The organism is Wolbachia endosymbiont (group A) of Epistrophe grossularia, from assembly GCF_947251435.1.
Lineage (GTDB): Bacteria > Pseudomonadota > Alphaproteobacteria > Rickettsiales > Anaplasmataceae > Wolbachia > Wolbachia pipientis.
In genome coordinates this window covers 454,550-481,369 of the sequence record NZ_OX366363.1, presented here as the reverse complement: position 1 = coordinate 481,369, position 26,820 = coordinate 454,550, and the positions used below count along the sequence as shown (strand labels likewise).

General features: G+C 35.4%; 18 protein-coding genes, 2 rRNA genes and 3 pseudogenes. 8 read left to right on the top strand and 15 right to left on the bottom strand.

All coding sequences use genetic code 11. The features are described from left to right. Positions 1-40: 40 nt before the first annotated feature. Positions 41-1,021, top strand: a pseudogene (locus OPR28_RS07115) (IS3 family transposase). A 46-nt stretch (positions 1,022-1,067) separates the two neighbouring features. On the opposite strand, the gene OPR28_RS02210 reads toward OPR28_RS07115, so the two are convergent. Further along, positions 1,068-1,349 (bottom strand): hypothetical protein, encoded by a 282-nt coding sequence (locus tag OPR28_RS02210; RefSeq protein ID WP_039964338.1) that lies wholly within the window; start codon positions 1,347-1,349, stop codon positions 1,068-1,070. On the opposite strand from OPR28_RS02210, the gene secD reads away from it, so the two are divergent. Then, positions 1,249-2,694, top strand: a complete 1,446-nt coding sequence (gene secD / locus OPR28_RS02205; RefSeq protein WP_458694392.1) for a protein translocase subunit SecD — start codon at positions 1,249-1,251, stop codon at positions 2,692-2,694. The genes OPR28_RS02210 and secD overlap by 101 nt on opposite strands. Here secD and OPR28_RS02200 read toward each other — a convergent pair. After that, positions 2,691-3,476 (bottom strand): enoyl-ACP reductase FabI, encoded by a 786-nt coding sequence (locus OPR28_RS02200; RefSeq protein WP_006280349.1) that lies wholly within the window; start codon positions 3,474-3,476, stop codon positions 2,691-2,693. The genes secD and OPR28_RS02200 overlap by 4 nt on opposite strands. 233 nt (positions 3,477-3,709) lie before the next feature. Between OPR28_RS02200 and OPR28_RS02195 the strand changes: the two genes are divergently transcribed. The 3 genes and pseudogenes from OPR28_RS02195 to OPR28_RS07110 all read left to right on the top strand — a co-directional run bounded on the left by OPR28_RS02195 (position 3,710) and on the right by OPR28_RS07110 (position 7,016). Then, the gene (locus OPR28_RS02195) at positions 3,710-4,525 is read left to right on the top strand and encodes a hypothetical protein (protein ID WP_213863080.1); all 816 of its coding nucleotides are present in this window, start codon (positions 3,710-3,712) and stop codon (positions 4,523-4,525) included. A gap of 62 nt (positions 4,526-4,587) precedes the next feature. Next, the gene (locus OPR28_RS02190; protein WP_265023415.1) at positions 4,588-5,760 is read left to right on the top strand and encodes a porin; all 1,173 of its coding nucleotides are present in this window, start codon (positions 4,588-4,590) and stop codon (positions 5,758-5,760) included. Between the two features lie 170 nt (positions 5,761-5,930). Further along, positions 5,931-7,016 (top strand): annotated as a pseudogene (locus tag OPR28_RS07110) (IS3 family transposase). A 48-nt stretch (positions 7,017-7,064) separates the two neighbouring features. Here the strand turns inward: OPR28_RS07110 and OPR28_RS02165 are convergent. The 7 genes from OPR28_RS02165 to OPR28_RS02135 all read right to left on the bottom strand — a co-directional run bounded on the left by OPR28_RS02165 (position 7,065) and on the right by OPR28_RS02135 (position 15,713). Next, positions 7,065-8,468, bottom strand: coding sequence for an NAD(P)H-dependent flavin oxidoreductase (locus OPR28_RS02165; protein WP_253303224.1), 1,404 nt, complete (start codon positions 8,466-8,468; stop codon positions 7,065-7,067). A 90-nt stretch (positions 8,469-8,558) separates the two neighbouring features. Then, on the bottom strand, positions 8,559-8,768 hold the full coding sequence (locus OPR28_RS02160) for a hypothetical protein (RefSeq protein WP_167480072.1): 210 nt from the start codon (positions 8,766-8,768) through the stop codon (positions 8,559-8,561). Between the two features lie 51 nt (positions 8,769-8,819). Further along, positions 8,820-9,407, bottom strand: a complete 588-nt coding sequence (gene coaE, locus OPR28_RS02155) for a dephospho-CoA kinase (RefSeq protein ID WP_006280338.1) — start codon at positions 9,405-9,407, stop codon at positions 8,820-8,822. Positions 9,408-9,718: 311 nt separating this feature from the next. Then, positions 9,719-10,897: a ribonuclease D gene (locus OPR28_RS02150; RefSeq protein ID WP_006279667.1), complete on the bottom strand. Its 1,179-nt coding sequence runs from the start codon at positions 10,895-10,897 to the stop codon at positions 9,719-9,721. Between the two features lie 840 nt (positions 10,898-11,737). Beyond that, a complete protein-coding gene (gene mutS, locus OPR28_RS02145; RefSeq protein WP_265023758.1) occupies positions 11,738-14,248 on the bottom strand; it encodes a DNA mismatch repair protein MutS in 2,511 nt (836 codons plus the stop codon). A 275-nt stretch (positions 14,249-14,523) separates the two neighbouring features. Continuing rightward, a complete protein-coding gene (locus tag OPR28_RS02140; RefSeq protein ID WP_265023414.1) occupies positions 14,524-15,345 on the bottom strand; it encodes an ankyrin repeat domain-containing protein in 822 nt (273 codons plus the stop codon). 185 nt (positions 15,346-15,530) lie between these two features. Beyond that, the gene (locus OPR28_RS02135) at positions 15,531-15,713 is read right to left on the bottom strand and encodes a hypothetical protein (RefSeq protein ID WP_006279522.1); all 183 of its coding nucleotides are present in this window, start codon (positions 15,711-15,713) and stop codon (positions 15,531-15,533) included. A gap of 397 nt (positions 15,714-16,110) precedes the next feature. Here OPR28_RS02135 and OPR28_RS02130 point away from each other — a divergent pair, with 397 nt between their 5' ends. Next, positions 16,111-16,818 (top strand): TerC family protein, encoded by a 708-nt coding sequence (locus tag OPR28_RS02130; protein WP_038199715.1) that lies wholly within the window; start codon positions 16,111-16,113, stop codon positions 16,816-16,818. A gap of 32 nt (positions 16,819-16,850) precedes the next feature. On the opposite strand, the gene guaA is transcribed toward OPR28_RS02130, so the two are convergent. The 3 genes from guaA to OPR28_RS02115 form a co-directional block, all read right to left on the bottom strand. Beyond that, the gene (guaA, locus tag OPR28_RS02125) at positions 16,851-18,413 is read right to left on the bottom strand and encodes a glutamine-hydrolyzing GMP synthase (protein WP_265023413.1); all 1,563 of its coding nucleotides are present in this window, start codon (positions 18,411-18,413) and stop codon (positions 16,851-16,853) included. Positions 18,414-19,663: 1,250 nt separating this feature from the next. Next, positions 19,664-21,448 (bottom strand): ribonucleoside-diphosphate reductase subunit alpha, encoded by a 1,785-nt coding sequence (locus OPR28_RS02120; RefSeq protein WP_265023412.1) that lies wholly within the window; start codon positions 21,446-21,448, stop codon positions 19,664-19,666. 66 nt (positions 21,449-21,514) lie between these two features. Continuing rightward, on the bottom strand, positions 21,515-22,591 hold the full coding sequence (locus tag OPR28_RS02115) for a methyltransferase domain-containing protein (RefSeq protein WP_265023411.1): 1,077 nt from the start codon (positions 22,589-22,591) through the stop codon (positions 21,515-21,517). 335 nt (positions 22,592-22,926) lie between these two features. On the opposite strand from OPR28_RS02115, the gene OPR28_RS02110 reads away from it, so the two are divergent. After that, positions 22,927-25,692 (top strand): 23S ribosomal RNA (locus OPR28_RS02110). Between the two features lie 66 nt (positions 25,693-25,758). Further along, positions 25,759-25,865: ribosomal RNA gene (gene rrf, locus OPR28_RS02105) — 5S ribosomal RNA — on the top strand. Between the two features lie 85 nt (positions 25,866-25,950). On the opposite strand, the gene OPR28_RS02100 is transcribed toward rrf, so the two are convergent. The 3 genes and pseudogenes from OPR28_RS02100 to rpmH form a co-directional block, all read right to left on the bottom strand. Further along, the gene (locus OPR28_RS02100; RefSeq protein WP_265023410.1) at positions 25,951-26,214 is read right to left on the bottom strand and encodes a hypothetical protein; all 264 of its coding nucleotides are present in this window, start codon (positions 26,212-26,214) and stop codon (positions 25,951-25,953) included. An 86-nt stretch (positions 26,215-26,300) separates the two neighbouring features. Further along, positions 26,301-26,576: pseudogene (rnpA, locus tag OPR28_RS02095) on the bottom strand (ribonuclease P protein component); the annotation flags it as partial. Positions 26,577-26,643: 67 nt separating this feature from the next. Further along, on the bottom strand, positions 26,644-26,778 hold the full coding sequence (gene rpmH / locus OPR28_RS02090) for a 50S ribosomal protein L34 (protein WP_006279898.1): 135 nt from the start codon (positions 26,776-26,778) through the stop codon (positions 26,644-26,646). Positions 26,779-26,820: the final 42 nt, after the last annotated feature.

The following is a 26,820-nucleotide window of genomic DNA, read 5'->3' as shown; positions in this document are numbered from 1 at the left end:
TAAGACGTTTTTGGAGTAAAATAAAACGTTTTTTCAAAATATGACAAATAGAAGAGAATATACAGCAGAATTCAAATTAGAAGCTGTTAAGCTGGTTAAAGAAACAGGTCAAGCAAGTACAAAAATAGCAAAAGATCTAGGTATAGATGGCAGTATGTTAAGTAAGAAAATATGATGGAAAAATGTCTGGAGCATACGCATTTCCAGGCAAAGGCTCCTTATGACAAAGAAAGATTTGATCTAAAAAAAGAACTAACAAGAGAAAGAGACATTTTAAAAAAAGCCCTGGGCAAAGAAAAAGAGTAAAGTATTCTTTTATATAGAAATTGCTATAAAACACAGGAACTATGTAGGGTTTTGTACTGGTGGTATTGGTTGCTAAGGAAAAAAGCAGTAAAGAATTAGCAAAAGAAGGGCTTCTAGCAGATATTCAAAAAATACATCAAGCTTCTAAATGCAGATATGGAGCTCCTAAAATTCACGCTGAATTAAAAGCTTTAGGCAAAAATTAAAACAGTACAAAGTGTTATGCAAGAAAATGGCATTAAAGCCAAGCTTAGACGAAGGTTCAAAAATAAAAAACAGCAAATAAGCAACCGAGTTGTGGCTCCGAACACATTGGATCAAAATTTTACTACTGATCAGCCAAATAAAGTTTGGGATTACCTACATAAAAACTAAAGAAGGTTGTTGGCGGCAATAATTGACCTATATTCACGCATGGTGGTTAATGAGTAACATGATAATTAGTTATAGATTCTTTATTGATGGCCGTTGATAAACGCAAACCCGATAAAAATCTGCTGTTACATAGCGATCAAGGGTCACAGTATACCTCTCAAAATTACCAATTTCTATTGAATACAAAAAACATCATTTCCAGCATGAGCCATAAGGGCTGTTGTTACGATAACTCTGTTGCAGAAAAGTTCACTTAAAAGGGAGCTGCTTATTGATACTTCTCGCTCAACAAACCAGAACTGCCATATTTGAATACATAGAAATCTTTTATAACAAATAACGTAGACATTCTACTATTAACTATTGCATTCCTGCACAATTTATTCTCATGATAAAAACGTCTTAACTTTCTCTCTACTTTTTCTGGGTAAGGTCAAATAGAGAATTTTACAAAAATCTATTTTTAACTTACAATCAATTATTACAATTTTAAACCTACAACTTATGTACAACAGACTTATAGTCAAATCTTTTTCAGTATTATGCATCTGTTTATTTGCTTTATACATAACACTGCCAAATTTCTTTGATAATAAGCTTTTTATTTCGAAAAAAAGAATAAACTTAGGCCTTGACCTGAAAGGAGGGGCATCTTTGCTTTTAAACATAGACTTAAACTTCTATTTTAAGGAAAAGCTAAGCATGCTAGCTAACGAAATAAAAGAGACATTGCTAACAAAAAATATTGAATCTAACGTACAAAATAGCGTTATAACTTTAAATAATATTGATGATTATAAAAAAGCATCTGTGTTGATTAATGCGATAAATCCAAATTTAGAGCTAAATAGAAAAGATTCTTCGATTCTCATTTCGTATAAACCCCATTATAAAAATTCTTTGATCAGTGAAGTAGCTGCAGAATCAATAAACAATGTCCAGCGCCGTTTGGACAAACTTGGCACAAAGGAAGTCAGCGTTCAAAAACAAGGGCAGAATAAAATATTAGTGCAGGTGCCTGGAGTAGAAGACACCAAGCAGATAAAATCTTTGCTTGGCAAAACTGCTAAGCTAGCTTTTCATTTGGCAAACACTAACATAGCCAAGGTGCAGGATATAGATCACGAAACTACTGTCATGCTCAAGGATTCTTTAGGTAATTCTTATCCAATATTCCGCAAAACTGAAATAGGTGGTGATTCGCTGGTTAACGCATCAGTTAGATTTGGTCACTTAGGTAAACCAACAGTGCATTTTAAATTTGACAGCATAGCGAGTAAAAGATTCGCAAAAATCACTAAAGAAAATGTGGGAAAACCTTTTGCAATTGTTCTGGATAACACAGTCTTAACAGTACCTACAATACGTGAGCCAATTTTAAATGGAGAGGGAGAAATTAGCGGTAATTTCACTGAAAAACAAGCAAGCGAACTTGCAATACTTTTAAAATCTGGAGCACTGCCAGCACCACTTAAAATAATTGAAGAAAAAAACATTGGCCCAAGTCTTGGAGAAGAATCAATAAAGGCAGGGGAAATGGCAGCAACAATCTCTATTATAGCCGTGGCTTTATTTATAATCATCACTTACGGCAAATTAGGTGTATTGGCCTCTGTTGCACTTTTTTCTAATGTAGTTCTTATATTATCAATTCTCACTCTGCTTGAAGCAACTCTAACTTTACCTGGAATTGCCGGTATTGCACTTACTGTTGGTATGGCGGTGGATGCAAATGTTTTAATATTTGAGCGAATTCGTGAGGAAATCAAATCTGGCAAGAGAGTGGAACGTGCTATTGAAGAAGGGTTTAAAAACGCTATAAAGACAATACTGGATTCAAATATCACTACATTAATTGCTGCAGGAATAATGTTCATTATTGGCAGTGGAGCAATAAGAGGCTTTTCTGTCACTCTATCAATAGGAATTTTATGTTCGATGTTTTCTGCAATCACAGTCACAAAACTCCTGATAGAGTTGTGTATGAACCCGAAGGAACTAGTGCTTTGTTAGTCAACTACCTTCATTCCCACAACGTTATATCCTGAATCAACGTGCAAAATTTCTCCAGTAGTGCCACTACTTAAGTCGCTTAATAAGTATAACGCTGCCTTGCCAACATCCTCTATTGTAACATTGCGTCTGAGCGGAGAATTATTTCTATTCCATTCTGATATGGAGTGAAAATCGCTTATTCCAGAAGATGCTAGAGTTCTGATTGGACCAGCGGAAATTGCATTTACTCTGATATTTTGTGGCCCGAGATCACATGCTATATATTTTACACTTGCTTCAAGTGCCGCTTTACATAAACCCATAACGTTATAATTTGGCATAACTTTTTCAGCGCCATAATAAGATAAAGTAAGTAAACTACCACCATTTGACATCATTTTTTCAGCCCTTTGCGCTAAAGCAGTAAAAGAATAGCACGATATATGCATTGCATTGAGGAAGTTATCCAGTGAAGTATTGACATATTTACCATCTAACTCATTTTTATCGGAGAATGCTATTGCATGCACCAAAAAGTCAAGAGTACCCCATTTTTTCTCTATTATTTCGAAAGCGTTATCTATGATTTTTTCATTTGAAACGTCACAGTGTAATATTAGCTCCACATTTAGTTCATCTGCTATTGGTGATAGTTTTTCTTTTATTATTTCATTCTGGTAGGTGATTGCAAGTTCTGCTCCGTGCTCTGAGAGAGTTTTTGCTATACCGTATGCTATTGATCTCTTATTTATTATTCCGGTTATTAATCCCTTTTTGCCTTGTAATAGACTTGTCGTCATAGAACTATCTGTTTTTTTATAATTTGGAATATTAACTAGGTAAAGTCAAGATATCACTATGTTTTAAAATATTTTTTGCAGTAACTTGAAGTCTATAAACAGTAATCTTGATTCTTCTACAACAAAGCCATCCCGTATGACATTTTGTCTATACCTAATTAAGCATATCAATAAGTAAGTAAATCTTAATATAATCTTATTATACTTATAAATACGCTGTATAGAATGAAAGTATGGATGATTTCATAACTGCAAGAAGAAAAGATGATGCTGTGGTATCTGTTTGTCAGGATAATAAGAAAAAAAACGTGTTAATTTTAGGGCTCAATCAAGCCGCAAGGAATTTGTTAAAATACGAGGAAGGGAATTTACTTAATAAGCCGTTAATCAATATTTTAAGTGCAAGAGCAGCTGACGACATGAAGAATTATTTAGAGTATACCGAAAATGGGCACGATTTACTTGATATATTACCTAAAGTGATAGATTTTTCCTTAACTGATGCTAAAGGAGAAGATATCAGGACAAAAGTAAAAGTTTTCCGCACTGCACAATTTGCCAGTAATAAAATAAATTATGAGCTATTAATACGTGATATCAGTTTGTCCCATAAACTAGGAATCTTTAGAGATAAATATCTAATGGGTAAAAAATATAAAAACCATGACTTATTCGATATACCGGGCAATGAGTCCACTATTCTGGAGTTATACGTTATATTAAATTTTGCCTTTCAACATCAAATTAATGCAGCTATAGGAGTGATTGGCTTAAATAGTAGCTGTAGTGAGACAAATAATGCACTGAAAGTTATCATAGAACATTTTTATAAAAATTGCCGTAGTGATGATTTTCTAGGGTATATTGATGAGAATAAAGTGCTTTTTGTTTTGATTAACTGCGATGTAAAAAGTACATCTAAAATAATTAATCGTATACATTCTGCCATTAATAAGCAGTTATTAAAGCGAAAATTACCAAGTGTATCAATAATTTATGGGAATATAGCTCAAAAACAGGCAGCAAAATCTACCAGCGGTGCCTTCTGAAAAGTTGTTTTTTATTTATATTGAGTTTAAACTTAAATTTTTATAAAGATTTAAGGTTATTTATGAAGTTAAAGTACTACCTGGTAGCACTGCTTTCATCATTGTTTTTGCAGAATAGTGCTAGCTCTAAAACAATTTTGGATAAGGAAATATTTTATGCAGAACTAGATGGGGAAGTAGATTTGAGATTCGGCTACGCTTTCAACAGAGACTCTTTTGATACTAAGTCCAAGGACAAGGTTTCAAGTTATTCAAACTTGCGCTTTCTTTATTTACAGCAAGTTTATCCAAATACTCAAATGGGGTTTAATGTTAAGGCAGGGGTTTCTGGTATTGCAAACCTAAAAGCGTTAGACATAGAAAAGTTAGACATGGAGGAATGGTATTTTATCATAAAAAACCAGGAACTTGGATCAATTGAATATGGTAAAAGAAGTTTAGTTGGTCAGAGCATGTTAATTAACACTTCAAAAATTTATGCAGCTGCTGGAGGAGTAAATGGTCATTGGACAAACTATGCAAATTTGCGCGGTGATCATAAAAAAGATGGTGACCCTGGATATGATCAAGACAAGGTGTTCTGGGTCAAGCCCAATATTTATAGCGATTATAATGAACTCGAACTAGGGTTAAAACAATCATCAATTAACTACATCTCCCCTGAAATCTATAACTTTCAACTCGGATTCAGTTATGTTCCAGGAAAAAATAACTTACAGTACAGCAATTTAATTGCTGCTGGCCTTTCCTATAAAAACAGCTTGTCAGATGATATAGGTTTTACTACTGCCTTAACTGGTGAATTTGCAAGAGAAAATTTAACTGATTGCTCAGATGGGACTTCTAAAAATTATGAATGCCGCAATCAATTACTACACTGGAATTTTGGTTTGAAGCTAAAATTGTTCGATCTTGATTGCATTTTTTCGTATGGTAATGGTGGTAAATCTGGTGAGAAGCGTAATCCTGAAACAAATAATACGTATTATATGAATGCAGGTATCGCTTACCGTTCTGATTCTTACAAATCGAGCTTAACATATTTTAGTAGTGGTAGGGATATTGCAGGCGAAGGTACAAACGAGTTAACATCATATGCTTTAAGTCTTGAAAATTCTCTTTTTTTAGGTACTTCATACTATTTCGATATTGTAAAGTTTAGTACAAAAGAGCCTAAAATAGAAAATAACAACTCTGGTTATGTGTTCTTGGCTGGACTGAAATTAAGTTTTTAATATTGCCTCCTTCCAACACTCTTTTCTGTCATCCAAGGTAACAGTTCACAGATTTCCACTTAATTTTTCAATCTCACTCATGGAGAGGCCAGTAAACTGACCTTACCAAGAAAAAGTGGAGAGAAAGAAAAGAGTTTTTTTGGGTAAAATAAAATTTTGGAGGATTAGAAATGGTAAGAGAATATACAGCAGAATTCAAATTGGAAGCTGTTAAACTGGCAAATGAACAAAGAAAGGTAGGTCAACCAGTTGCAAAAGTAGCAAGAGATCTAGGAATAAGGGATAGTGTATTAGGAAAATGGATGAAGAAATATAACGAAAAAAAGTCAGCGGCAAATGCATTTCCAGATGTAGCACCTTATGACAAAGAGAGATTTGATTTACAGAAAGAGTTAGCAAAAGTAACAAGAGAAAGAGACATTTTAAAAAAAGCCCTGGCCAGTCAAAAAGAGTAAAATATTTTTTTATATAGTAACTGCTATAAAGTACAGGAATTATGTAGGATTTTCTGCTAGTGGCTACTATAAGTGGACCACAAGAAAAATAAGCAGTAGAGAATCAGCAAATAAAGAGCTACTCGAAGCTATTCAAAAAATATATCAAGTTTCTAAATGTAGATATGGAGCTCCTAAAATTCATGCTGAATTGAAGGCTTTGGGTAAAAGTTGCAATTTGAAAACGGTGCAAAGTATTATGCAGAAAAATGACATCAGGGCTATACTGAGAAGAAAGTTTAAAATTAAAAAACAACAAACAGATAATAGAGCTGTAGCTCCCAATATACTAGATCAAAACTTTATTGTTGATCAACCAAATAAAGTATGGGATTACTTACATCAAAACCAAGGAGGGATGGCTATATTTGGCAGCAATAATTCTCACGTATGGTAGTTAATGAGTAGTGCAATAAATAAACAATTGGTTATGAACTCTTTATTAATGGCCATTAATAGGCGTAAACCTGTTAAAAATCTACTGCTGCACAGTGACCAAGGTTCACAATATACTGCGCAAGGGTATCAATATCTCTTAGCTGTAAAGAATATAGATGAGTAATAAAGGCTGTTGTTACGATAATTCTGTTGCAGAAAGCTTCTTTAGCTCATTGAAAAGAGAAATACTTATTGATACTTCACAACACTCTGCTCAACAAACTAGAACTGCAATATTTGAATACATAGAAATTTTTTATAACAAACAACGTCACTATTAACTATTGCATTCCTGAGCATTTTGATTCATCATTCTCTTTGTGAAAAACATTCCAAACTTTCTCTCCACTTTTTCTGGGTAAGGTCACTGACTCAATACCCAGTCAATATCCTTTCCACCAGTTCTTTTACTGCCGGTACGTAGCCATTCTCATAAAATGGATCTTGCTTAAATTTGTACACATTGTGCCCGGAAAACATGAGTTCGTTCTCAATATCACCACCCTGTATAATGTTTTGCAGTGTTTTTTGTATGCAAAAACTACGCGGATCTGGCTTTCGTCCTGTTGAATGGTCACCATGATCTTTCCAATTGCTAAACAAACAATGACTTAAGCATCCCATACAATTGATTTGATCTTGTCTTATCTCTGCAAACCTGCCTGGCGTCACAAAAATAACAGTTGTATCTGGAGTTTTCATTGCTTCTGTATACCCTGCTTTAGTCCATGTATTTGCCAGTTCTTTGTCTTTTGCAGTAAGGTAGATCTTTCTACCTCTGCTACCCATTGCAAATTCATTATTAAATTCTTCGCTAGCATTTTCTGAAAACTTTATTTGACGTGAATTCCGTTCCTGCAACTCACGTATGAAGTTATTTTTTACTGCAGATGAGTAAAACCCTGTTGGACTGAATTTATTTAAAAATACATCACCTTCTTCTAAAGTGAGTAGCTTCTTTTTCCACTCTGCAGAAATTGGGCTTTCTTTCGTCAAAAGTGGACGAGTGCCAAACTGAAAAGCTATTGGTCCAATTTGCAGATTGTCAAACCAATGTTCCCAATCTTTCAAATGCCACACTCCTCCTGCCATAACAATTGGTGTTTCTGAAAGACCGATCTCGTTCATGAAAGATCTAAGCTCTGCAACTCTTTCAAATGGAGCCTGTGGTAGCTCTGGGTCTTCACTGTTACTCAGTCCATTGTGCCCTCCAGCAAGCCATGGATCTTCATACACTACTCCACCAAGCAAATAGGAAGATATTCTTTGGTAAGCACGCTTCCATAATGCTTTAAAAGCACGCACCGATGAGATAATAGGGTAATAATAAACCTGATATTTAGCTGCAATTTCTCCAAGCCTATAAGGCATACCAGCACCGCAGGTAATACCATGAATCAAACCTTTCGCTCCTTCTAATATGCCATGAAGCACGCGTTCTGCTGCTCCCATCTCCCAAAGTACATTCATGTGTATTCTTCCATGACCTTTTGATATTTCATTTGCTATTCTTGCCTGACTAATTCCAGCTTCAATACTATACTCAATCAATTCACTATGCTTTTCATTTCTTGTTTTGCCTTTATAAATTAGTGGCACTAACTCGCCATTATCATCAATAAGCTTAGCATTTGCACCAGAAAATGTACCCACAGCATCTGCTGCAGCAAATGCTCCGCTTGATCTTCCATCACTAACTGCAATGCCTTTGCCGCCCTCGATGATTGGCCACACTTCCTTTCCTGAAATTACTATCTTTTTTATCTTATTTTTCAAAACTTCCTCGCAATCTTTCACTCTATTTTACTTAATTACTAAAAAAATGATAGCTGTTTATTTTTTCTTGTATCATTAAAGCTTCTATAGCTACTCATGCTGTTGTAGTTTGAGAGCAGTTCCCATCGGAAGGGTGTCATTCCAGTGCTTGACACTGGAATCCAGTTTTTGATCAAAAATGTTGCTATAGTGCACAATCAATTTTCCTGGATCCAAGTAGTCTGGGCTACTTGGATGACACCATAGGGGGCTACTTGGATGACAGGGGAGGGAGGCTGCTGGGATCCTGACAACCGTCATCCCGCTGCTTGTTAGCGGGATCTAGAGATACCGCGGCGGTATGACGTAGAGCTACGTGTTTAGGTTTAATGAATCCACTATATCTTTTACTTGAGAAAAAACATACTCTTTGCTTACACTGGTATCGATAATAAAGTCACTCATCTTCCTTTTCTCCTCAATAGATAACTGAACATCGGAGATTAGATTAAGCTTTTCTTTATCTATGTTGCGTTCGTTAAGTCTTTGAGCTTGCACAACGCTATCTGCATGAACAAAAACAATAAGGTCGCAATATAAATAAAATTTTGTTTCTAATAGAAGTGGCACATCTAAAACTAAAAGTTTTCTATCGATCTTTTTTTCCTTGGCAATAAAAAATTCTAATTCACGCAGCACAGCAGAGTGAACCAAAGATTGAAATTGTTTCCAATTTTCATCGTAGGCTAAGAAATATTTAGACAGTACTGTTCTATCTATTTCACCATTTACTACCACTCCAGGAAAATTTTTCTCTGCATAACTTATTATGCTTTTATCCACTTTATAAAGTTGGTGTACAACAGAATCAGCATCAAATACAACAGCACCAAACTCTTGAAAGCAATTAGCTACAAAGCTCTTTCCTACCCCAATTCCGCCTGTTAGACTTATAATCATATAACAAAATACATTCGACTTCTTTTGAAACTATAGCTAAGGTTTCTCTATATATATTAACTAGATTTTCTAGATCCCAGTGTCAAGCACATAACTATACGAACATTGCAATTTGTAGGTGGTGTCATCCCAGTCTGGGATCTAGCTTTTTGGTAATTTTATCGAAAATGTTTGCTCGTTTACAATCAATTTTCCTGGATCGAAGTAGTCAAGGCACTGGGATGACACCCTACTTAACCGTCATACCGCCGCGGTATCTCTTAGCCACTAACACGTAGCGGGATGACGATTGTCGATAAATCTAAGTTACTTTAGCAACAGTTATTCTCCACTAAATTACTCTGAATTTTGGTTATATTATTTGCGGATTTCACTGCTGAAATCTCAAATTTTGAGCTTGTGTTCAAAAATGATTCAACTGACCTGCCAAAAAAATCATATCTCCATCCCTTGAATAATTTATCTGTCTGTCCAGATATTGACCCGGTTAACTCATCTTTTGAAGAAACTAATTTCCTTGATATGTTACTTTCTTTACATTTACTATCTAAAATAATTGAGAGTATATCAAGTACAGATTTATCATAATTACTCGATAAGGTGTTGTTTTGCTGCATCCAATTTCTCTCATTTTCATTAAAAATATTCACAAACTCTAGTAAATCCGCATCTTTTATATTTTTTGTATTCCTCTTGAGATCATCTAAAATCTCATCAACATGCTCTACATTTTTTTCAATAAAATCAGCTATTACAGCATTATTGATTATTTTATTACGGTTCATATTATAGCGCTGTGCTAAGGTTTCTTGCCACTCACTAACTGCTTTAACAGTTAGTATCAATCTTGGATTTACTTCATAATTAAATTTAATCCTCTTCCATGCATCTTTTGGGCTATGTAAATACTTATTTATATCAACTATTGATTCCATCTCTTCTTGAAACCAACCCATCCTATTATTTTCTTCAAGTTTATTGCACAATATTTGGTATAGGTCATATAGGTGTACCACGTCGTTTACTGCATAATCTAACTGATCTTCGGACAACGGACGCCTTAACCAATCTGAATTTTTAGCTTTAATTTTATCCAGTGCTATTCCTTGATATTGCTCCACTACTTTTGAGTAACCAATAAAGTCATGATAATAATGACAAAACATAGCAGCAACTTGGGTATCAAAAATGGGAGTGGGAATACATTTAAATACAGTGAGTAAGGATTCTATATCCTGCCGGCAGCTATGAAACACTTTGGTTATCCCCTGATTTAGCATTATTTTCTTAATGAATGATAAATCAATTTCTGGCACTAATGCGTCTACAATAAAACTCTTCTCTCCGTAAGAAATTTGAATTAACGATAATTTTGGGTAGTAGATTAAATTATTTCTAATGAACTCCGTGTCAACTGCTATAAATTTTGGCTTTTTTGCTATCAACCCCTCACATATGTCCTCCAGCTCCGACGTTGTATTAATTAACATATGTTTTTTATTCAGTGGTTCTACTTTACCACTTATATTAAATTTTTGCAATTAATGACTTCTTGCAGAACTTTCTATCACTCATTGGCATAACACAAATAGCCTTTTCCATCCCAATCCCAGTGCTTCCTTCTCCTGTCATCCAAGTAGCTGACACTGGGATCTAGAAGACTTAATTTCAACCAAGTGGCTGCATAATAAAGGCTGGATTCCAGTGCCAAGCACTGGAATGACAGCACTCTACGTCATACCGCCGCGAACTGTCATAACGCCGCGGTATCTCTAGATCCCGCTGCGGGATGACGATTGTCGTTTAGCTATAAATATTAAGAAATTTACCGAATAAAAAAAAAGGCAAAAGAAGCCCTGGGGTTATTATCCGCTTTAAAATATTGGCGTTTTTTATGTTTTAAACGCTTGACAAGCAAGATTAAGCTGCTTTTAATTGCAACTAACTTACGCTGCAAATGTTTAAGAAGTTTACTAAGCAGAAAAAAAGACAAAGAATCCCCGAGTTAGCTAGTCTTTTACTATCTCTGTCGAGTATTGGCATTTTTTGATGTCTTGTAACGCTTTATAAGCGCGTTCAGCTTATTTAGATAAAAATCTAGATGTAGATGAAGTTTTGTAAAGACATACAGTATCTATATACTGCAAAAAATTGAACATAAGACGCCGATACATTAAGTAATCCTTACCTTTTAATCTGCAGATTGGCGAAAGCAAATACAATAGCTTCACTATCATGATAAGGGCGCTGGCGAAGGGTGTCAAGTAAGTTTTTCGTTTCTATAGCTACTACCACGATTGTATAGGTAATTCTTCACTTATAATAATGATTCAAGCCTTCAGCTCCTCAAACACTTCACTTGCTCTATTTAAAACAGAATCAGGAAAACCAGCAAGTTTTGCTACATGTATTCCATATGACTCATCTGCAATGCCTTCAATTACTTCATGTAGAAAGATAACCTCTCCGTTCCACTCTCTTATTTTTACACAAAAACATTTCACGTTCTTCAAGTATTTGCTTACTTTAGTTAATTCATGATAATGAGTTGCAAAAATGGCGCGGCACTTATTTACATTGTGAATATGTTCAATCACCGCCTGTGCAATAGATAATCCATCATACACCCCTGTGCCCCTACCAATTTCATCAAGTATCACCAAGGAACGGTCCGTTGCCTGATTTACTATCGTTGCTGTTTCGATCATCTCTACCATGAAGGTAGAATAACCAGCTGTTATATTATCCGTTGCGCCAACCCTGCTGAATATCTTGTCAATCACTCCAATATGTGCACTCTCTGCTGGCACAAATGACCCCATGTGAGCTAAAATTGCAATGAGAGCGTTTTGCCTCAAGAAAGTGCTTTTTCCAGCCATATTAGGACCAGTAATTAGATGTATACCAGCTAAATTGATGCTATTTGCAATGAATTTATCGTTAACTTCAACCACTGGATGTCTTCCGCTACAGATATTGAACTCTTTGCTGTCATCAATAATGGGTTTTACGTAATTATTTTGCACTGCAAGCTCTGCAAATGCGGTTCTAATATCAAGTTTTGCCAAAGCATTTGCAGCAAGAGCAATTTTTTCAGATTCTTTAGCGACTTCACTACACAGTTCACTAAAAATTTTCATTTCTAAGCCGATTGCAGCATCACGTGCCGTAAGAATTTTATTTTCTAGTTCTTTCAATTCATTAGTAGTGTAGCGCATGCTATTTGCTAAGCTTTGTCTATGAATAAATATATCCGAAGTTATTTTGTGATTTGCCGACACTTCAACGTAATAACCGAGTATGTTGTTATGTAATATTTTAAGTGCGGCAATACCAGTTAGGTCGCGATAAGATTCACGGAGTTTGGTTATTAGTTTATTACTATTATTTAATATGTAGGATAACTCAGATAATTCTGAGTTGTATTTTGAGTGAATAAATCCTCCTTCTTTCACGGAACTGAGGTTATTATCAAGTATAGCACTATTTAACAGTTCAAATAGGTCTTTATGATTGCCAAGGCTTTTATGTATTGTGCTTAGTTCACTTTCGTCACTACTTATCACCTGAGTAGTAGACACTGGTTCCTTTTCTCTGGTCAAGCACTGGAATGACATCTGAGAGTTAATTTCTGATTTTTCACTTAAACAATAATTATGCAAGGTAGACAGAAACTCAGACAATTCTAAAGTCTTTCCTAGGCCTATTTTCAATAGGTTCATATCCTTTGGTGAACCACGCCCTAGTATTAAGCGCGATAAAGACCTTTCAATATCCGGAATGTTAGATAATATCTCTCGTATTTTTCTGCGTGAATCATGATTATTTACAAAAAATTGAGCGGTGCTGAGCCTCAAATTAATTGCCTTAGAGCAAGCAAGGGGTGAAGCGAGCATTTGTTTGAGCAGGCGTCCACCAGAGGCTGTTACTGTGTGATCAATAACTGAAATTAGTGAACCTTTCTTTTCACCAAATTGAGTTGAAAACAACTCAAGATTTCTCCTTGCTGAAGCATCAATAAGCATGAAATTTTGTTGCTTATAGGTTTTTGGGAATTCAAGCCTTGGAATAGAGCCCCTTTGTGTTACTCTGACATATTCAAGCAGTGCACCGCACGCCATGATTTCTACTTTGCTGAAATTTCCTATACTCCCAAGTTCCCTGATTTTATAAAACTCGCATAACGTTCTGTGAGATTTACTATACTCAAAAAAACTCTGTGCGTGTTGCGTAATTGATATTTTATAATTTTTTAAAACCGATCTAATTTTTTCATCCTCAGTGAATTTTTCAGAAATTAATAATTCTCTTGGTGATATACGCAATAAATCACTATCTAGAGCTTTCAAACTCGTTAAAGTGTGAAAAAATTTTCCCGTCGATAATTCAAGCCAACTAATAGCATATTCGTCATTTTGTTCAACTATGGATGCGAGATAATTATTGCTTTTATCCTCCAGTAGTGAATCTTCTATAATTGTACCTGGAGTTACAACTCGCACTACATCACGTTTTACTATGGATTTATAGCCCCTCTTTTTTGCTTCATCAGCAGTTTCTAATTGATCACAGATTGCTACTTTGAATCCTAAATCTATTAGCTTGTGCAGGTAAGACTCACTACTGTGTGCTGGCACTCCACACATTGGTATTTCTTGCCCACACGAATTACCTCTCTTAGTGAGCACTATATTCAGCAATTTCGCAGCTTTAATAGCATCATCGAAAAACAATTCATAAAAATCTCCTAGCCTATAAAATAGCAGATGATCCTTGTATTGAGCTTTCAGGTTCAAATACTGCTCCATCACAGGGGTGTTTTTTTCTTTTACGAAGCTCATAATATTTTTTAATATATTGTATTGATAAACGTTATTATAGATTATATTGCACATGTGAATAACATAAATTTTAAATAGGTGTATAGAGGGGAAAATTTAAAACAATTAAATTTCTTGGATCCAAGTAGTCAGGACACTTGGATGACATAAAGAGTAGGAGTATTTGATGACAAAAAAACAAAAAACGCAGTTGTCATTCCAGCGCGTGACGCTGGAATCCAGAATATCCTAATTACAAGGTTTATTATTTAGTTTGAAAAATACTATAGCTTTTTCTATGTAAGTTGTTGCCCTTCTTTATCATTTTTACCATTTGCAGCACCAACAGATATTTCAGAGCTAACAGAGCTAACAGTGCTAATAGTTTTTTCTATCGCTTTAGCCTGTTCATAGTCTTGACTCAAAAAATACATGGCCAGTCCAATAGCTATACTAGCAACAAGAGAAGATGCTATCATTACACCTAGTATCATACCACCAGAAAGACTTACTGCAACACACACACCAGCTCCAAGTACAACACCAAGAAAACCACCAATTATTACGCCAGGCACCAAACTGCCTATCATAGCGCTTTCTTTTTTCGTATGAGCTTGTTTTTTCATACTTTTAATAAGCACTTCTTTTGTTTCTCCTTGAGCTAAATCTAAAGGAATTTTATTATCCGCGTTTTGTATCAAAGGATTTGCACTATATGTAACAAGAAGGGTAGTTATTTCTTCAGTTTTATTACCTATAACTGCATGATGTAGTAATGTATTTCCCTTTTCATCTTTAAAGTTTATATGAGTACGAAATTCTTCATCTAGATTTCTTATTGGGTTGTTTTTTGCATATATCCCAGATTGTATTGCTCTATCTAAGCATTGTATCACTTGTTCTAGTGATTGATTGCCAGTATTTTGTATAAAATGAAGCAGAATTTCGTGTACTATCGCTTCCTTTGTAGTTTGTGGGCATCGTAAAGCACATGCAAATGTGTCTTTGTTAATAGTTATTTCTTCTTCTTTTCTTTTTTTAAGAACAACCCTTAAATCTTCAATCGCCTTTTCACCATCTTTTATTCCAAGAATTATTGAATCCAAATTATTTATCATGCTATCCTCCTTGGTTTGATTGCATTACTCATTAATAAATAATATAATAAATCCTGCTAAAAGTCAAGCAATTAATTAATAAGTTAATATAATCCTCCAAAAGGAGCTCCTTACTTTTTGTTCAGCATGTCCATTGGATCAGACTCTTTAAGCTTGCTGTTTGCTGAATTTATTCATCACAATAGCTACAATGTGCTATCGAAGTTCTCTGTAATCTTAGTTGGTTCTTCTAGAATATTCAAAATATCAGTTGCACAATAAACCCGATCTCTCTTTCCTTGAGAAGTTTGTGAAACGATGCCTAAATCTTCAAGCTTTACGATTGCTCTTTGGGCTGTTGTAAATACGACACCTAAGTTTTCAACCACTTTCCTTATAGTAAAGTAAGGGTTTAAAGACTATTAACTAAATCATTGTCCCATTCAAATTTTGGTGGCAAGGGGCTTGGTATAAATGCCTGATAACCAGCGAATACCTTGCCTGATGGTGATCCTTTAATATACATTCATTCAACCTAGCACACTATTTTTATAGTATATATTATTTTCAAATAAAGTCAAAAATGAAAATAAGGCTTTATCTTATTTGCGTGCATGAAAATAAGAAACTCTCTTATTATTGATTTTGCTCAAAAACGAAAATAGAAGAAGCTGCTGAACTTTATATATCCTGTTTTTCTGGAGAACTGCTATAAAACTTCTGAGTGAAGTCACTTAATTTTTACACATCTATTGTAGAGTAAGAAGAACCGAATTTGAAACAAAAATGCTAACTGATGCTTGGACTTTACTGACACTTACACTACTTGAAACTATACTTAGTGTAGACAATTTAATCTTTATTTCTCTAGCAATAGATAAGGTACCAAATGCGCTGAGAGAAAGAGTGCGCCTTATGGGCCTTGGATTAGCACTATTAATGCGTTTTGTAATACTATTTTTTACATCATCTATATTATCAATGCAAAAACCTATATTTCACACTGCATCAGCAAGGGATTTACTTATGATCGCAGGGGGATTATTCCTTATTGTTAAGAGCTCTATGGAGTTACGGGATGACATCTTTGTATGTAAGAAAAATAAAAAGAAAGCAAACGTTAAATCAAAATTTTTTTTAGTTGTGCTACAAATTATATTAATAGATTTAGTTTTTTCGGTTGATTCGATATTAACTGCTATAGCACTAACTTATAACATGGTAATAATTGCTACAGCATTTACATTTTCCATGCTAGCAATGCTGTTTTTATCAAGTTATACCGCCCAGTTAATCAAATCTAACCCAGGGTTAAAAATAATCGCCATTTTATTTATTTTACTTGTCGGTGTGTACCTCATACTTCATGGATTTCATATAGAATTACCAAAAGGATATTTGTATTCTTCATTTATGTTTGCACTGCTTGTGGAAATTATAAGCAAAATAAAGAAAATTAACCGTCATACCGCGATTCATTCGCGGTATCTCTAGATCCAGCTAACAAGCAGCGGGATCTTTTTGATTTACTCCCACTCAATAGTTGCGGGTGGTTTAGAAGTGATATCATAAACAACTCTATTTACTCCGGGAACATTATTAACAATTATACTGCCGACATTGCGTAAAAAATCCCAAAATACTAGCAAGTGTTGATCCTTATCTTCAAATGGAAATGCATCGGCTGTCATACCATCAGATGATGTTACAGCCCTTAAAGCACAAACATATCCATACGTACGACCATCTCCCATAACGCCTACAGTTTTTATTGGTAATAATACAGCAAAAGCTTGCCATATCTTATCGTATAGATCGTAATTTTTCATCGTATTAATATATATTTCATCTACTTCTTGCAATATTCGCACCTTTTCTTCATCGACTTCACTTATAATCCTCACTGCAAGTCCAGGTCCAGGAAATGGATGTTGAAATATTATCTCATCTGAAAGCCCAATTTCTTTTCCAAGTAGCCTTACCTCATCTTTAAAGAGGTAGCGTAAAGGCTCCACTAGCTTCAGGTTCATCTTTTCTGGCAACCCACCAACATTATGGTGAGACTTAATTGTACTAGTGTTGTTTGAGGCATGCCCTGACTCAACTACATCAGAGTAGATGGTACCTTGCATCAAAAAATCCACATCACCTATTTTTTTTGCTTCTTCTTCAAACACTTCAATAAAAGTGTTACCGATAATTTTTCGCTTTTCTTCTGGATCAGTTATTCCCTTCAACCTACTCAAAAATAAATTTGATTTATCAACGTAATTTATCGGAATCTCTTTCAACATAGCGATGGTTTGGTTCTTGCGTAACAACCCAGTATCGATAAAAATACAGTTCAATTGTTTTCCTATAGCTTTATATGTGAGAGCCGCTGCAACGCTTGAATCAACCCCACCACTTACTGCAGCGATTACTTTTTTCTCTCCTACTACATTTTTGATTTTTTCCTTTTGCTCCTCAATAAACGACTTCATTGTCCAGTCTCTTTTGCAATTTGCAATATCCAAGAAGTTAGAGAGCAATTTACTGCCATTTGTTGTGGGCTTAACCTCAGGATGGAACTGAGTACAGTAAATCTTCCGCTGTTCGTTGACAATCATTGCAATTGTTTGATTTATCACACCTGATGCGATAACAGTAAATCCATGTGGTATAGTATCAACACTGTCCGCATGGTTCATTAATACATCCACTTCAGAATTAACATCCCAGGTATCCTTTACAATGGGGGATTCTTTTAGTATCTTGATTTTAGTTCTACCAAACTCCTGTTTGAAACTCTCTTTTACTTTTGCTCCAAAATAATGACAAATGAGTTGCTGTCCATAGCATATTCCAAGTATAGGAACGTTTGTTGCCTCATTAAGTTTTATAATTTCATGTACTACTCTACTTGTTTCAGAACAATCATCATTTACAGATTGTGGTCCTCCAGAGAGAATAAACCCATTGAATTTTGATATTGTTTCAAAACTGATGTTGCTTGGAAATATCTCACAATAAACGCCCATTCCTCTTACTTGTCTTGCGATAAGCTGTGTAAACTGTGAACCAAAATCAATAATGGCAATTGCTGACAATTTGCTCCTCCATATTATTTAAAATGATATCTGATAATAAAGAAAATAATGGAGTAAGTAAACCAAGACCTCTTTAAAAGCTTTAACGTGTGGTGCAAGTTAGCTATATAGCTAATTTTCCTACACCATACCGCTGCGGCGCTAACTAGTAGCGGAATGACAGCAATCTACGTCATACCGCCGCAGTATCTCAGCCGCTAACAAGTAGCGGGATGACGGTTGTCAGGCTAGCTGTCATCCCAGTGCTTGACACTGGGATGGCTTTGTTGCATCGCTAGCTATGATGGATTAAAGATAAAAAAGATAGGGAATATCAGTAGCTTATTATTCTGGTATTTATAACAAGAACGGTCAATGAATACCTAAATTTGAGTAAAAGAAATTTCACTACCATTTACCAATCCGGCTAAAATTCAAGAATTTCAATGCTTTAGCTATTTTCAATAGAATTAAATTTATTAATATAAATAACAAATTACTATTCTTAAATTTGATCAGATTGATTGCAAAAAAACAAGATTTTCAATAGGTTGCTTATAATCCTAACTATAGTTAGCCTTTCATAAGTAGCGATGCAACAAAGCCCACTGGGATCCAGGAAAGTTTGCTTGTGAGCAAGCAAATTAGCATAGAAAAACGTTTTCGATGAGATTGCAGAAAGGCTGGATTCCAGCGTCACGCGCTGGAATGACACCTTCCGTATAAATATTAAAAAATTTACCAAATGAAAAAAAAGGCAAAAGAAGCCCCGTAGTTGGCTAATTACTTACATTATACTTTCAAGTATGGCGTTTTTTTATTCTAAACGCTTAATAACCGCGACTCAGCTGCTTTTAAATGCAACTAACCTTAGCTATAAATGTTTAAGAAATTTACTAAACAGAAAAAAAGGCAAAAGAAACCCTAGGGTAGCTAGTTATTCACTATCCATTTTTTAAGTTGGCGTTTTTTTATGTTTTAAACGCTTTATAAGCGCGTTTCAGCTTATGTAGGTAGAAGTTTGATAAAGACATAAGGTGCACATAGTGCAAAAAATTAAACATGAGACGCCAGATACGTGAGTTTTTTTGTCATTTAATCTGTACAGAGAAGATAAATAAATAGCTTCAATTTTATGATAAGAGGGCTGGCGGAGTTTGTCAAGAAAGTTTTTTCGTTTCTATTCCCAATAAAAGTGCGTTATATGGTTATGCAAGAAGTCTATTTACCCATTTGCTTAACTTTCTCTCTACTTTTTTTGAGTAAGGCCGCTATTGGCATGACAGACATTCATCGTAGTCAATATCTGTTTTTTGCTGCAATATTTCACTTTTTTTGAATATGTCATGCGAGACCTTATCGGCTCTCTGCATTGATTGTGATCTGCAGTAATATAAGCTCTTCAATCCTTTTTTCCAAGCAAGCATGTGTATTTTGTGCAAGTAACGTTTATGTACGTTGGCAGGTAAGAACAGATTTACTGATTGAGATTGACAAATATACGAAGTTCTATCACTTGCATGTTCTATAATCCATCTTTGGTCAAGCTCGTACGCTGTTTTAAATGTCAATTTTTCATGCTCACTAAGAAAATCTAAATGCTGAACGGAACCCTCGTTTGTTGAAATTGAAGACCATATTTTATCATTGTCTTGATTTTTTTCTGCTAATAGTTTTTGCAAGAATTTATTTCGCACTACAAATGAACCTGTAAGTGTCTTTTGTATGAATACGTTTGCTGCGTATGGTTCTATTCCAGGGGAGGTATTACCTGCAATAATGGAGATCGAGGCAGTAGGAGCAATAGCGAGTTTGTGTGTAAACCTTTCCATTAGATCAACTTCTTTGGCATCAGAACATGCTCCCTTTTCTTCTGCTAATTTTTTAGAAACTATATCTGCTTGCTCGCGTAAATACTTAAATATTTTTTTATTCCATTGTTGTGCTGTTACTGATTCAAAAGGAACCATTTTGCTTTGTAAAAATGAATGAAAGCCCATCACACCAAGACCAATACTGCGTTCTCTGGCTGCAGAATATTTTGCTCGCTGCATTTCATTCGGTGCTTTATTTATGAAATCTTCCAATACATTATCAAGAAAGCGCATTATATCTTCTATGAAGAGTTTATTGTCTTTCCATTCTTCGTAGTACTCAAGGTTTACGGATGATAGACAACACACAGCAGTGCGTGACTTATTCAGGTGATCATAACCTGTGGTTAAAATTATTTCACTGCATAGATTTGACATCTTGATGTCTAAGTTAAGCTTTTTGTAAGATTCTGGCTTATTGTTATTTGTTGCATCAAGGAAAATAATGTAAGGTTCTCCAGTTTCAACTCTTGCTGTTAATATTTTGATCCATATATCCCGCGCTTTTACAGTTGAAATAACCTTATTGTTGTGAGGGCTTATTAAATTCCATTCTTGATCATTCTCAACAGCCTGCATAAATTTATCTGTTACTATTACAGCATGATGTATATTTAACGCTTTGCGATTTGGGTCACCGCCTGTTGGCTTGCGTAAATCCAGAAACTCTTCTATCTCCGGATGAGATACAGGAAGATAAACTGCTGAACTTCCTCGCCTTAAGGATCCCTGACTAATTGCAAGTGTTAGAGCATTTTGCACTACAATAAATGGAACAATTCCTGATGTTTTGCCGCTACCCTTTACGCTTTCGCCTATTGAGCGTAAATTTCCCCAATAACTACCTATTCCACCACCACGTGCAGCAAGCCAAACATTTTCATTCCATAGATCAACTATTCCCTGCAAGCTGTCTTCGGTTTCATTAAGAAAGCAAGAGATAGGTAACCCTCTCTTAGTGCCACCATTGCTGAGTATTGGTGTTGAAGGCATGAACCACAAGTTGCTCATGTAGTCATAAAGACGCTGCGCATGTTCTTTATTATCAGAATAGTAATTAGCAATACGTGCAAAGAGGTCTTGATAACTTTCATTTTCTATTAAATACCTGTCTGATAGAACTGCTTTTCCAAAGTCGGTTAATTTACTGTCCTTTGCGTAATCAATAGTAATGTTATTCATAAAATTCCTTTTATCCTTTTATTCTTTTATTATATATAGATACTTAAAAGCCACTTTGAGTAATTTTTAAGTTAGGTTTTTCGGATTTTCTTGTTGATGCTGTAATGCAAACAAGATACCGTCAACCTGACTGCCATATATTTTACAGTAACTCATATAACTTATTTGCATATTTATTTCTTTTGCAACATGTTGAACATAACTTTCTGAGTGACGAAAATAGTCTCCTTTATTTACAAAGTCAATACCTTCACCTTCCTTTCTTCTTATTAAACATACAATAACTCCTTTTTTGCTCGTAGATCTTTTTGCTAATTTCAATTCTTCTTGAAAGTCATGTAGATAATGTAGCACTTCAGCAAAGATAATTACATCATACTGCTGGTTTTTCTCTTGTTTAAGAAACTCTTTCATTTCCATATGTATTAATTCATTGTAAACAGGCTTACCTTTTATAAAGCATCCTCTTGCGATATTTAGCATTCTACTTGAAATGTCAATTCCTGTTATGTGGTTTCCAATATTATTTATTTTTAAGAAATGACCACATATTCCAGTCCCACAACCAAGGTCAAGTATATTGAGCTCAGAAGTGGAGTTGTTGAAGATTTTTGTAATTATCATGTGTACAAGTTCATGCCCTCTATATTGTTTGGCAATCAACCAATGCTCAACAAAATATTCACCTGTGTAATCAAAATATTGTCTTATGAGGTTTTTTGGCAATTCTGTAATAAGCGCTGAGTTTGTCATTTTTTTTATATAGTAAGACGCCTCCTCGTGGTCATTATCTAATTTTAGTGTCCTTGTTAAATAATTATAAGCTTTGTTAGTATTCCCTACCGCAAAATGACACCTTCCGATGTTATACCAGACTATAGGTAAATGGGGGTAAAATATGCTAATTAACCAAAATCGTAACTTTGCATCTGATATGCTACCTTTATAAAAGTGATATAAACCGATTTCAATGTTGGTGTTTAACAGGTTCTTAGATTTTTTAAGAAGCACTGTCATTTCTTTATGAAGAGTATTATATTTATTCACAATGAAGTGTTTTACTTTCTTAATATTTAATACGCCAATGAGCTTAGACATACAATTTAAAGCAACGTTTTTTATAAAAGAGAGATTACTTTTCATACGTTAGAAATACTCCGAATGTTTATTATCATTTTTAGGCAATTGATTTTAACACATTTTATCTTACAAAATATCTTTTTTATTAATTTTTACTGTATATATAAGTTTACCACATATTTCTCAGATTATACTGTTTAGGATTGCTAGTATATTGTTGTTGATAATATAAGTAAATGTTTTGTGCAAAAAGGCGTTGACATATTATTTATTAGGTTATAATATATAAAAGATTAATTTAGTTTTTAGATGTTTGACAAGTTTTATGGTAGAGATTAATTTAATCTCAATTCAATTTTAATAATATTTAACTCTGCATATTCTGCATATAGTCGGATAAATAAATTATTAAGAGCACTTGATGGATGCCTTGGCGTTAAGAGGCGATGAAGGACGTGGCAGGCTGCGATAAGCTGTGGGGAATTGTCAACAAATTTTGATCCGCAGATTTCCGAATGGGGAAACCCAACTAGTTTAGCTAGTTATTACGTACTAAGTATGTAAAGCAAACTTGGTGAACTGAAATATCTAAGTAGCCAAAGGAAAAGAAATCAACCGAGATTCTGTTAGTAGTGACGAGCGAAAGCGGAAAAGGCTAGTGATTTAAGAATAAGAATTAGAATACTCTGGAAATAGTAACCATAGAAGGTGATAGTCCTGTATAAGTAGAAAGTTTTTAAATCCTTGAGTAGAGCGGGGCACGTGAAATCCTGTTTGAATATGGGGGGACCATCCTCCAAGCCTAAATACTCCTTAACGACCGATAGTGAACAAGTACCGTGAGGGAAAGGTGAAAAGAACCCCGGGAGGGGAGTGAAATAGAATCTGAAATCAAGTGCTTACAAACAGTTGGAGCTCTATATCAATTTATTGATATTTAGAGTGACAGCGTACCTTTTGCATAATGGGTCAGCGAGTTAATCTATGAAGCAAGCTTAAGCCGTTAGGTGTAGGCGTAGCGAAAGCAAGTCTGAATAGGGCATTTTAGTTTTATGGATTAGACCCGAAACCAAGTGATCTAGTCATGACCAGATTGAAGGTGTGGTAAAACACACTGGAGGATCGAACCAGTTAATGTTGCAACATTATTGGATGAGTTGTGATTAGGGGTGAAAGGCCAATCAAACTTGGAAATAGCTGGTTCTCCGCGAAATCTATTTAGGTAGAGCGTTGTATGTATGTTGTTGGGGGTAGAGCACTGGATAGACTAGGGGGATTCACCGTCTTACCAAATCTAACTAAACTCCGAATACCAACAATTAATTATACAGCAGGCACACTACGGGTGCTAAGTCCGTGGTGAAGAGGGAAACAACCCAGATCACTATCTAAGGTCCCAAAATTACAGCTAAGTGGGGAAGGAAGTAGAAAAACCATTACAGCTAGGAGGTTGGCTTGGAAGCAGCCATCCTTTAAAGAAAGCGTAACAGCTCACTTGTCTAAATAAGTTTTTCTGCGCCGAAAATGTACCGGGGCTAAAGCTGTATACCGAAGATGTGAGTGCTTATTGATTTCGATCAATAGGCGCGGTAGCGGAGCGTTCCGTAAGTCTGTGAAGGTGGTTTGTGAAAACTGCTGGAGATATCGGAAGTGAGAATGCTGACATAAGTAGCGTAAAAGAGTGTGAAAAACACTCTCACCAAAAATCTAAGGGTTCCTACGTTAAGTTAATCTGCGTAGGGTTAGTCGGTTCCTAAGGCGAGTCCGTAAAGGAGTAGTCGATGGCAATTAGGTTAATATTCCTAAACCTCTTAAGTGTGACGGGTTTCGTATTTGTATAGATCTTATTGGATTGATCTATGCTTAAAAGAAGCTCCAGGAAATAGCACTTATATTTATGAGGCCGTACCGCAAACCGACACTGGTGGATGAGTAGAGTATACTAAGGTGTTGAAAGAATGATGTTGAAGGAACTCGGCAAATTATACCTGTAACTTCGGAAGAAGGGTAACCTGCTTTTAGGCAACTATGAGTAGGTGGCACAAAATAGGGAGTAGCGACTGTTTACTAAAAACACAGGACTCTGCAAACACGTAAGTGGAAGTATAGGGTCTGACGCCTGCCCGGTGCTGGAAGGTTAATAGGAAGGGTGCAAGCTCCGAATTGAAGCCCCAGTAAACGGCGGCCGTAACACTGACGGTCCTAAGGTAGCGAAATTCCTTGTCGGGTAAGTTCCGACCCGCACGAATGGCGTAACGATTTCTCCACTGTCTCCAACATCACTTCAGCGAAATTGAATTCCCCGTGCAGATGCGGGGTACCCGCGGTTAGACGAAGAGACCCCGTGCACCTTTACTATAGCTTTACATTGCTATTAAAAGTGTGATGTGCAGGATAGGTGGGAGACTTTGAAGTTATGGCGCTAGCTATAATGGAGTCAACCTTGAGATACCACCCTTTACACTTTTGATATCTAACTATGTTTCATTATCTGGAACTAGGACATTGTATGGTGGGTAGTTTGACTGGGGCGGTCGCCTCCTAAAAAGTAACGGAGGCGTGCGAAGGTAAGCTAGAGCTGGTCGGAAATCAGCTTGATAGTATAATGGCATAAGCTTGCCTGACTGCGAGGCTGACAAGCCAAGCAGAGACGAAAGTCGGTCATAGTGATCCGGTGATTCTGTATGGAAGGGTCATCGCTCAACGGATAAAAGGTACGCCGGGGATAACAGGCTGATGGTGTTCGAGCGTTCATAGCGACGACACCGTTTGGCACCTCGATGTCGACTCATCACATCCTGGGGCTGAAGAAGGTCCCAAGGGTTCGGCTGTTCGCCGATTAAAGTGATACGTGAGTTGGGTTTAGAACGTCGTGAGACAGTTCGGTTTCTATCTGCCGTGGGTGAAGGAAATTTGAGAAGGTCTGACTCTAGTACGAGAGGACCGAGATGGATATACCTCTGGTGTACCAGCTGTTATGCCAATAGCATCGCTGGGTGGCTATGTATAGATGGGATAATTGCTGAAAGCATATAAGCAAGAAACCCTCTTCAAAAAGATTTCCCAATTAAGGCCGTGGAAGACTACCACGTTGATAGGCTAGGTGTGGAAGCATGGTAACATGTGAAGCTAACTAGTACTAATAGCCTGATTGATTTATTTGCTTTCTATATGTGTGTATGCAGTGTTAAATATTAAGTTAAAATTGTTAAGTTAGAAATTTTTATTGACTTGGTGGCTATAGCAAAAATGAACCACCCGATCTCATCTCGAACTCGGAAGTGAAACTTTTTAGCGCTGATGGTACTTGAAAAGGGAGAGTAGGTCGCCGCCAAGTTTATAAAAATTTCTTTGTTAATTAGACAGTAGGTATACTTATATTTTAACTTTCTTGTTTTGTTACTATTCTTTAAGTTTTTACTTTAACCACGATATCTTTTTTTTCTTATATGTTCTTGGTCATTTTCTACATTATTTAGCATTGTTCCTACTTTCCCTAATTGATTCCCTTTTGAAGGAGAATTACTGATTTCTGGTAATATTACATTACCTCCCACTTTTTTAAATAATTCTTCTTGTTGGCGAAATGCTGACCTCCAATCTGTTCCTGTTCCTTTAGGAAGAAATAAGAATTGATACATCTGACCAAAGCCTGTGTTATTTACCTCTTTTATATGCTCTACCATTCACCACACTCATTAACTATTTTTAAAAATTTTACCTATATTATCATAAAAAATATAGTTGTAAATACCTTAATTGAGATTTTTTTTTATTTTATCTTTTTTAAGCAAATAGTTAGATCTTTTTGTAAATTTTTATAACTTGCTTGCATAATGTTTCTATGAGTTAGTATTATGTAGTAGTGCCCTATATTACTTATATTTAAAATGCTAATTTTAGCAAGCATTCGTAGTTGCCTTTTTATTTTATTTCTTTTTGCTGCTTTTCCGGTTTTTTTACTGATAGCCAGACCTACTCTAATAGTATGAATGTACTTTTCAGGTTCTCTTTCTTTTATAGCGTACAGTGATATATAAAGCCCACGATAAAAAAGACTGTTGAGTGCTAACTTATTTTTGAAAGCAGAAGAAAAATCTTTTTTTTTATACTTACTATGCGCATAATTTGTTACACCCTAATGAACGGCGCCTATTAAGGATTTTTCTTCCAGCTCTTGTTGCCATACGTGAACGAAATCCGTGTCTGCGCTTTCTTATCAAATTTTTTGGTTGAAATGTTCTCTTCATTGTTTTTATATTAATATAATTATTTATTTTAAATTGTTTTAC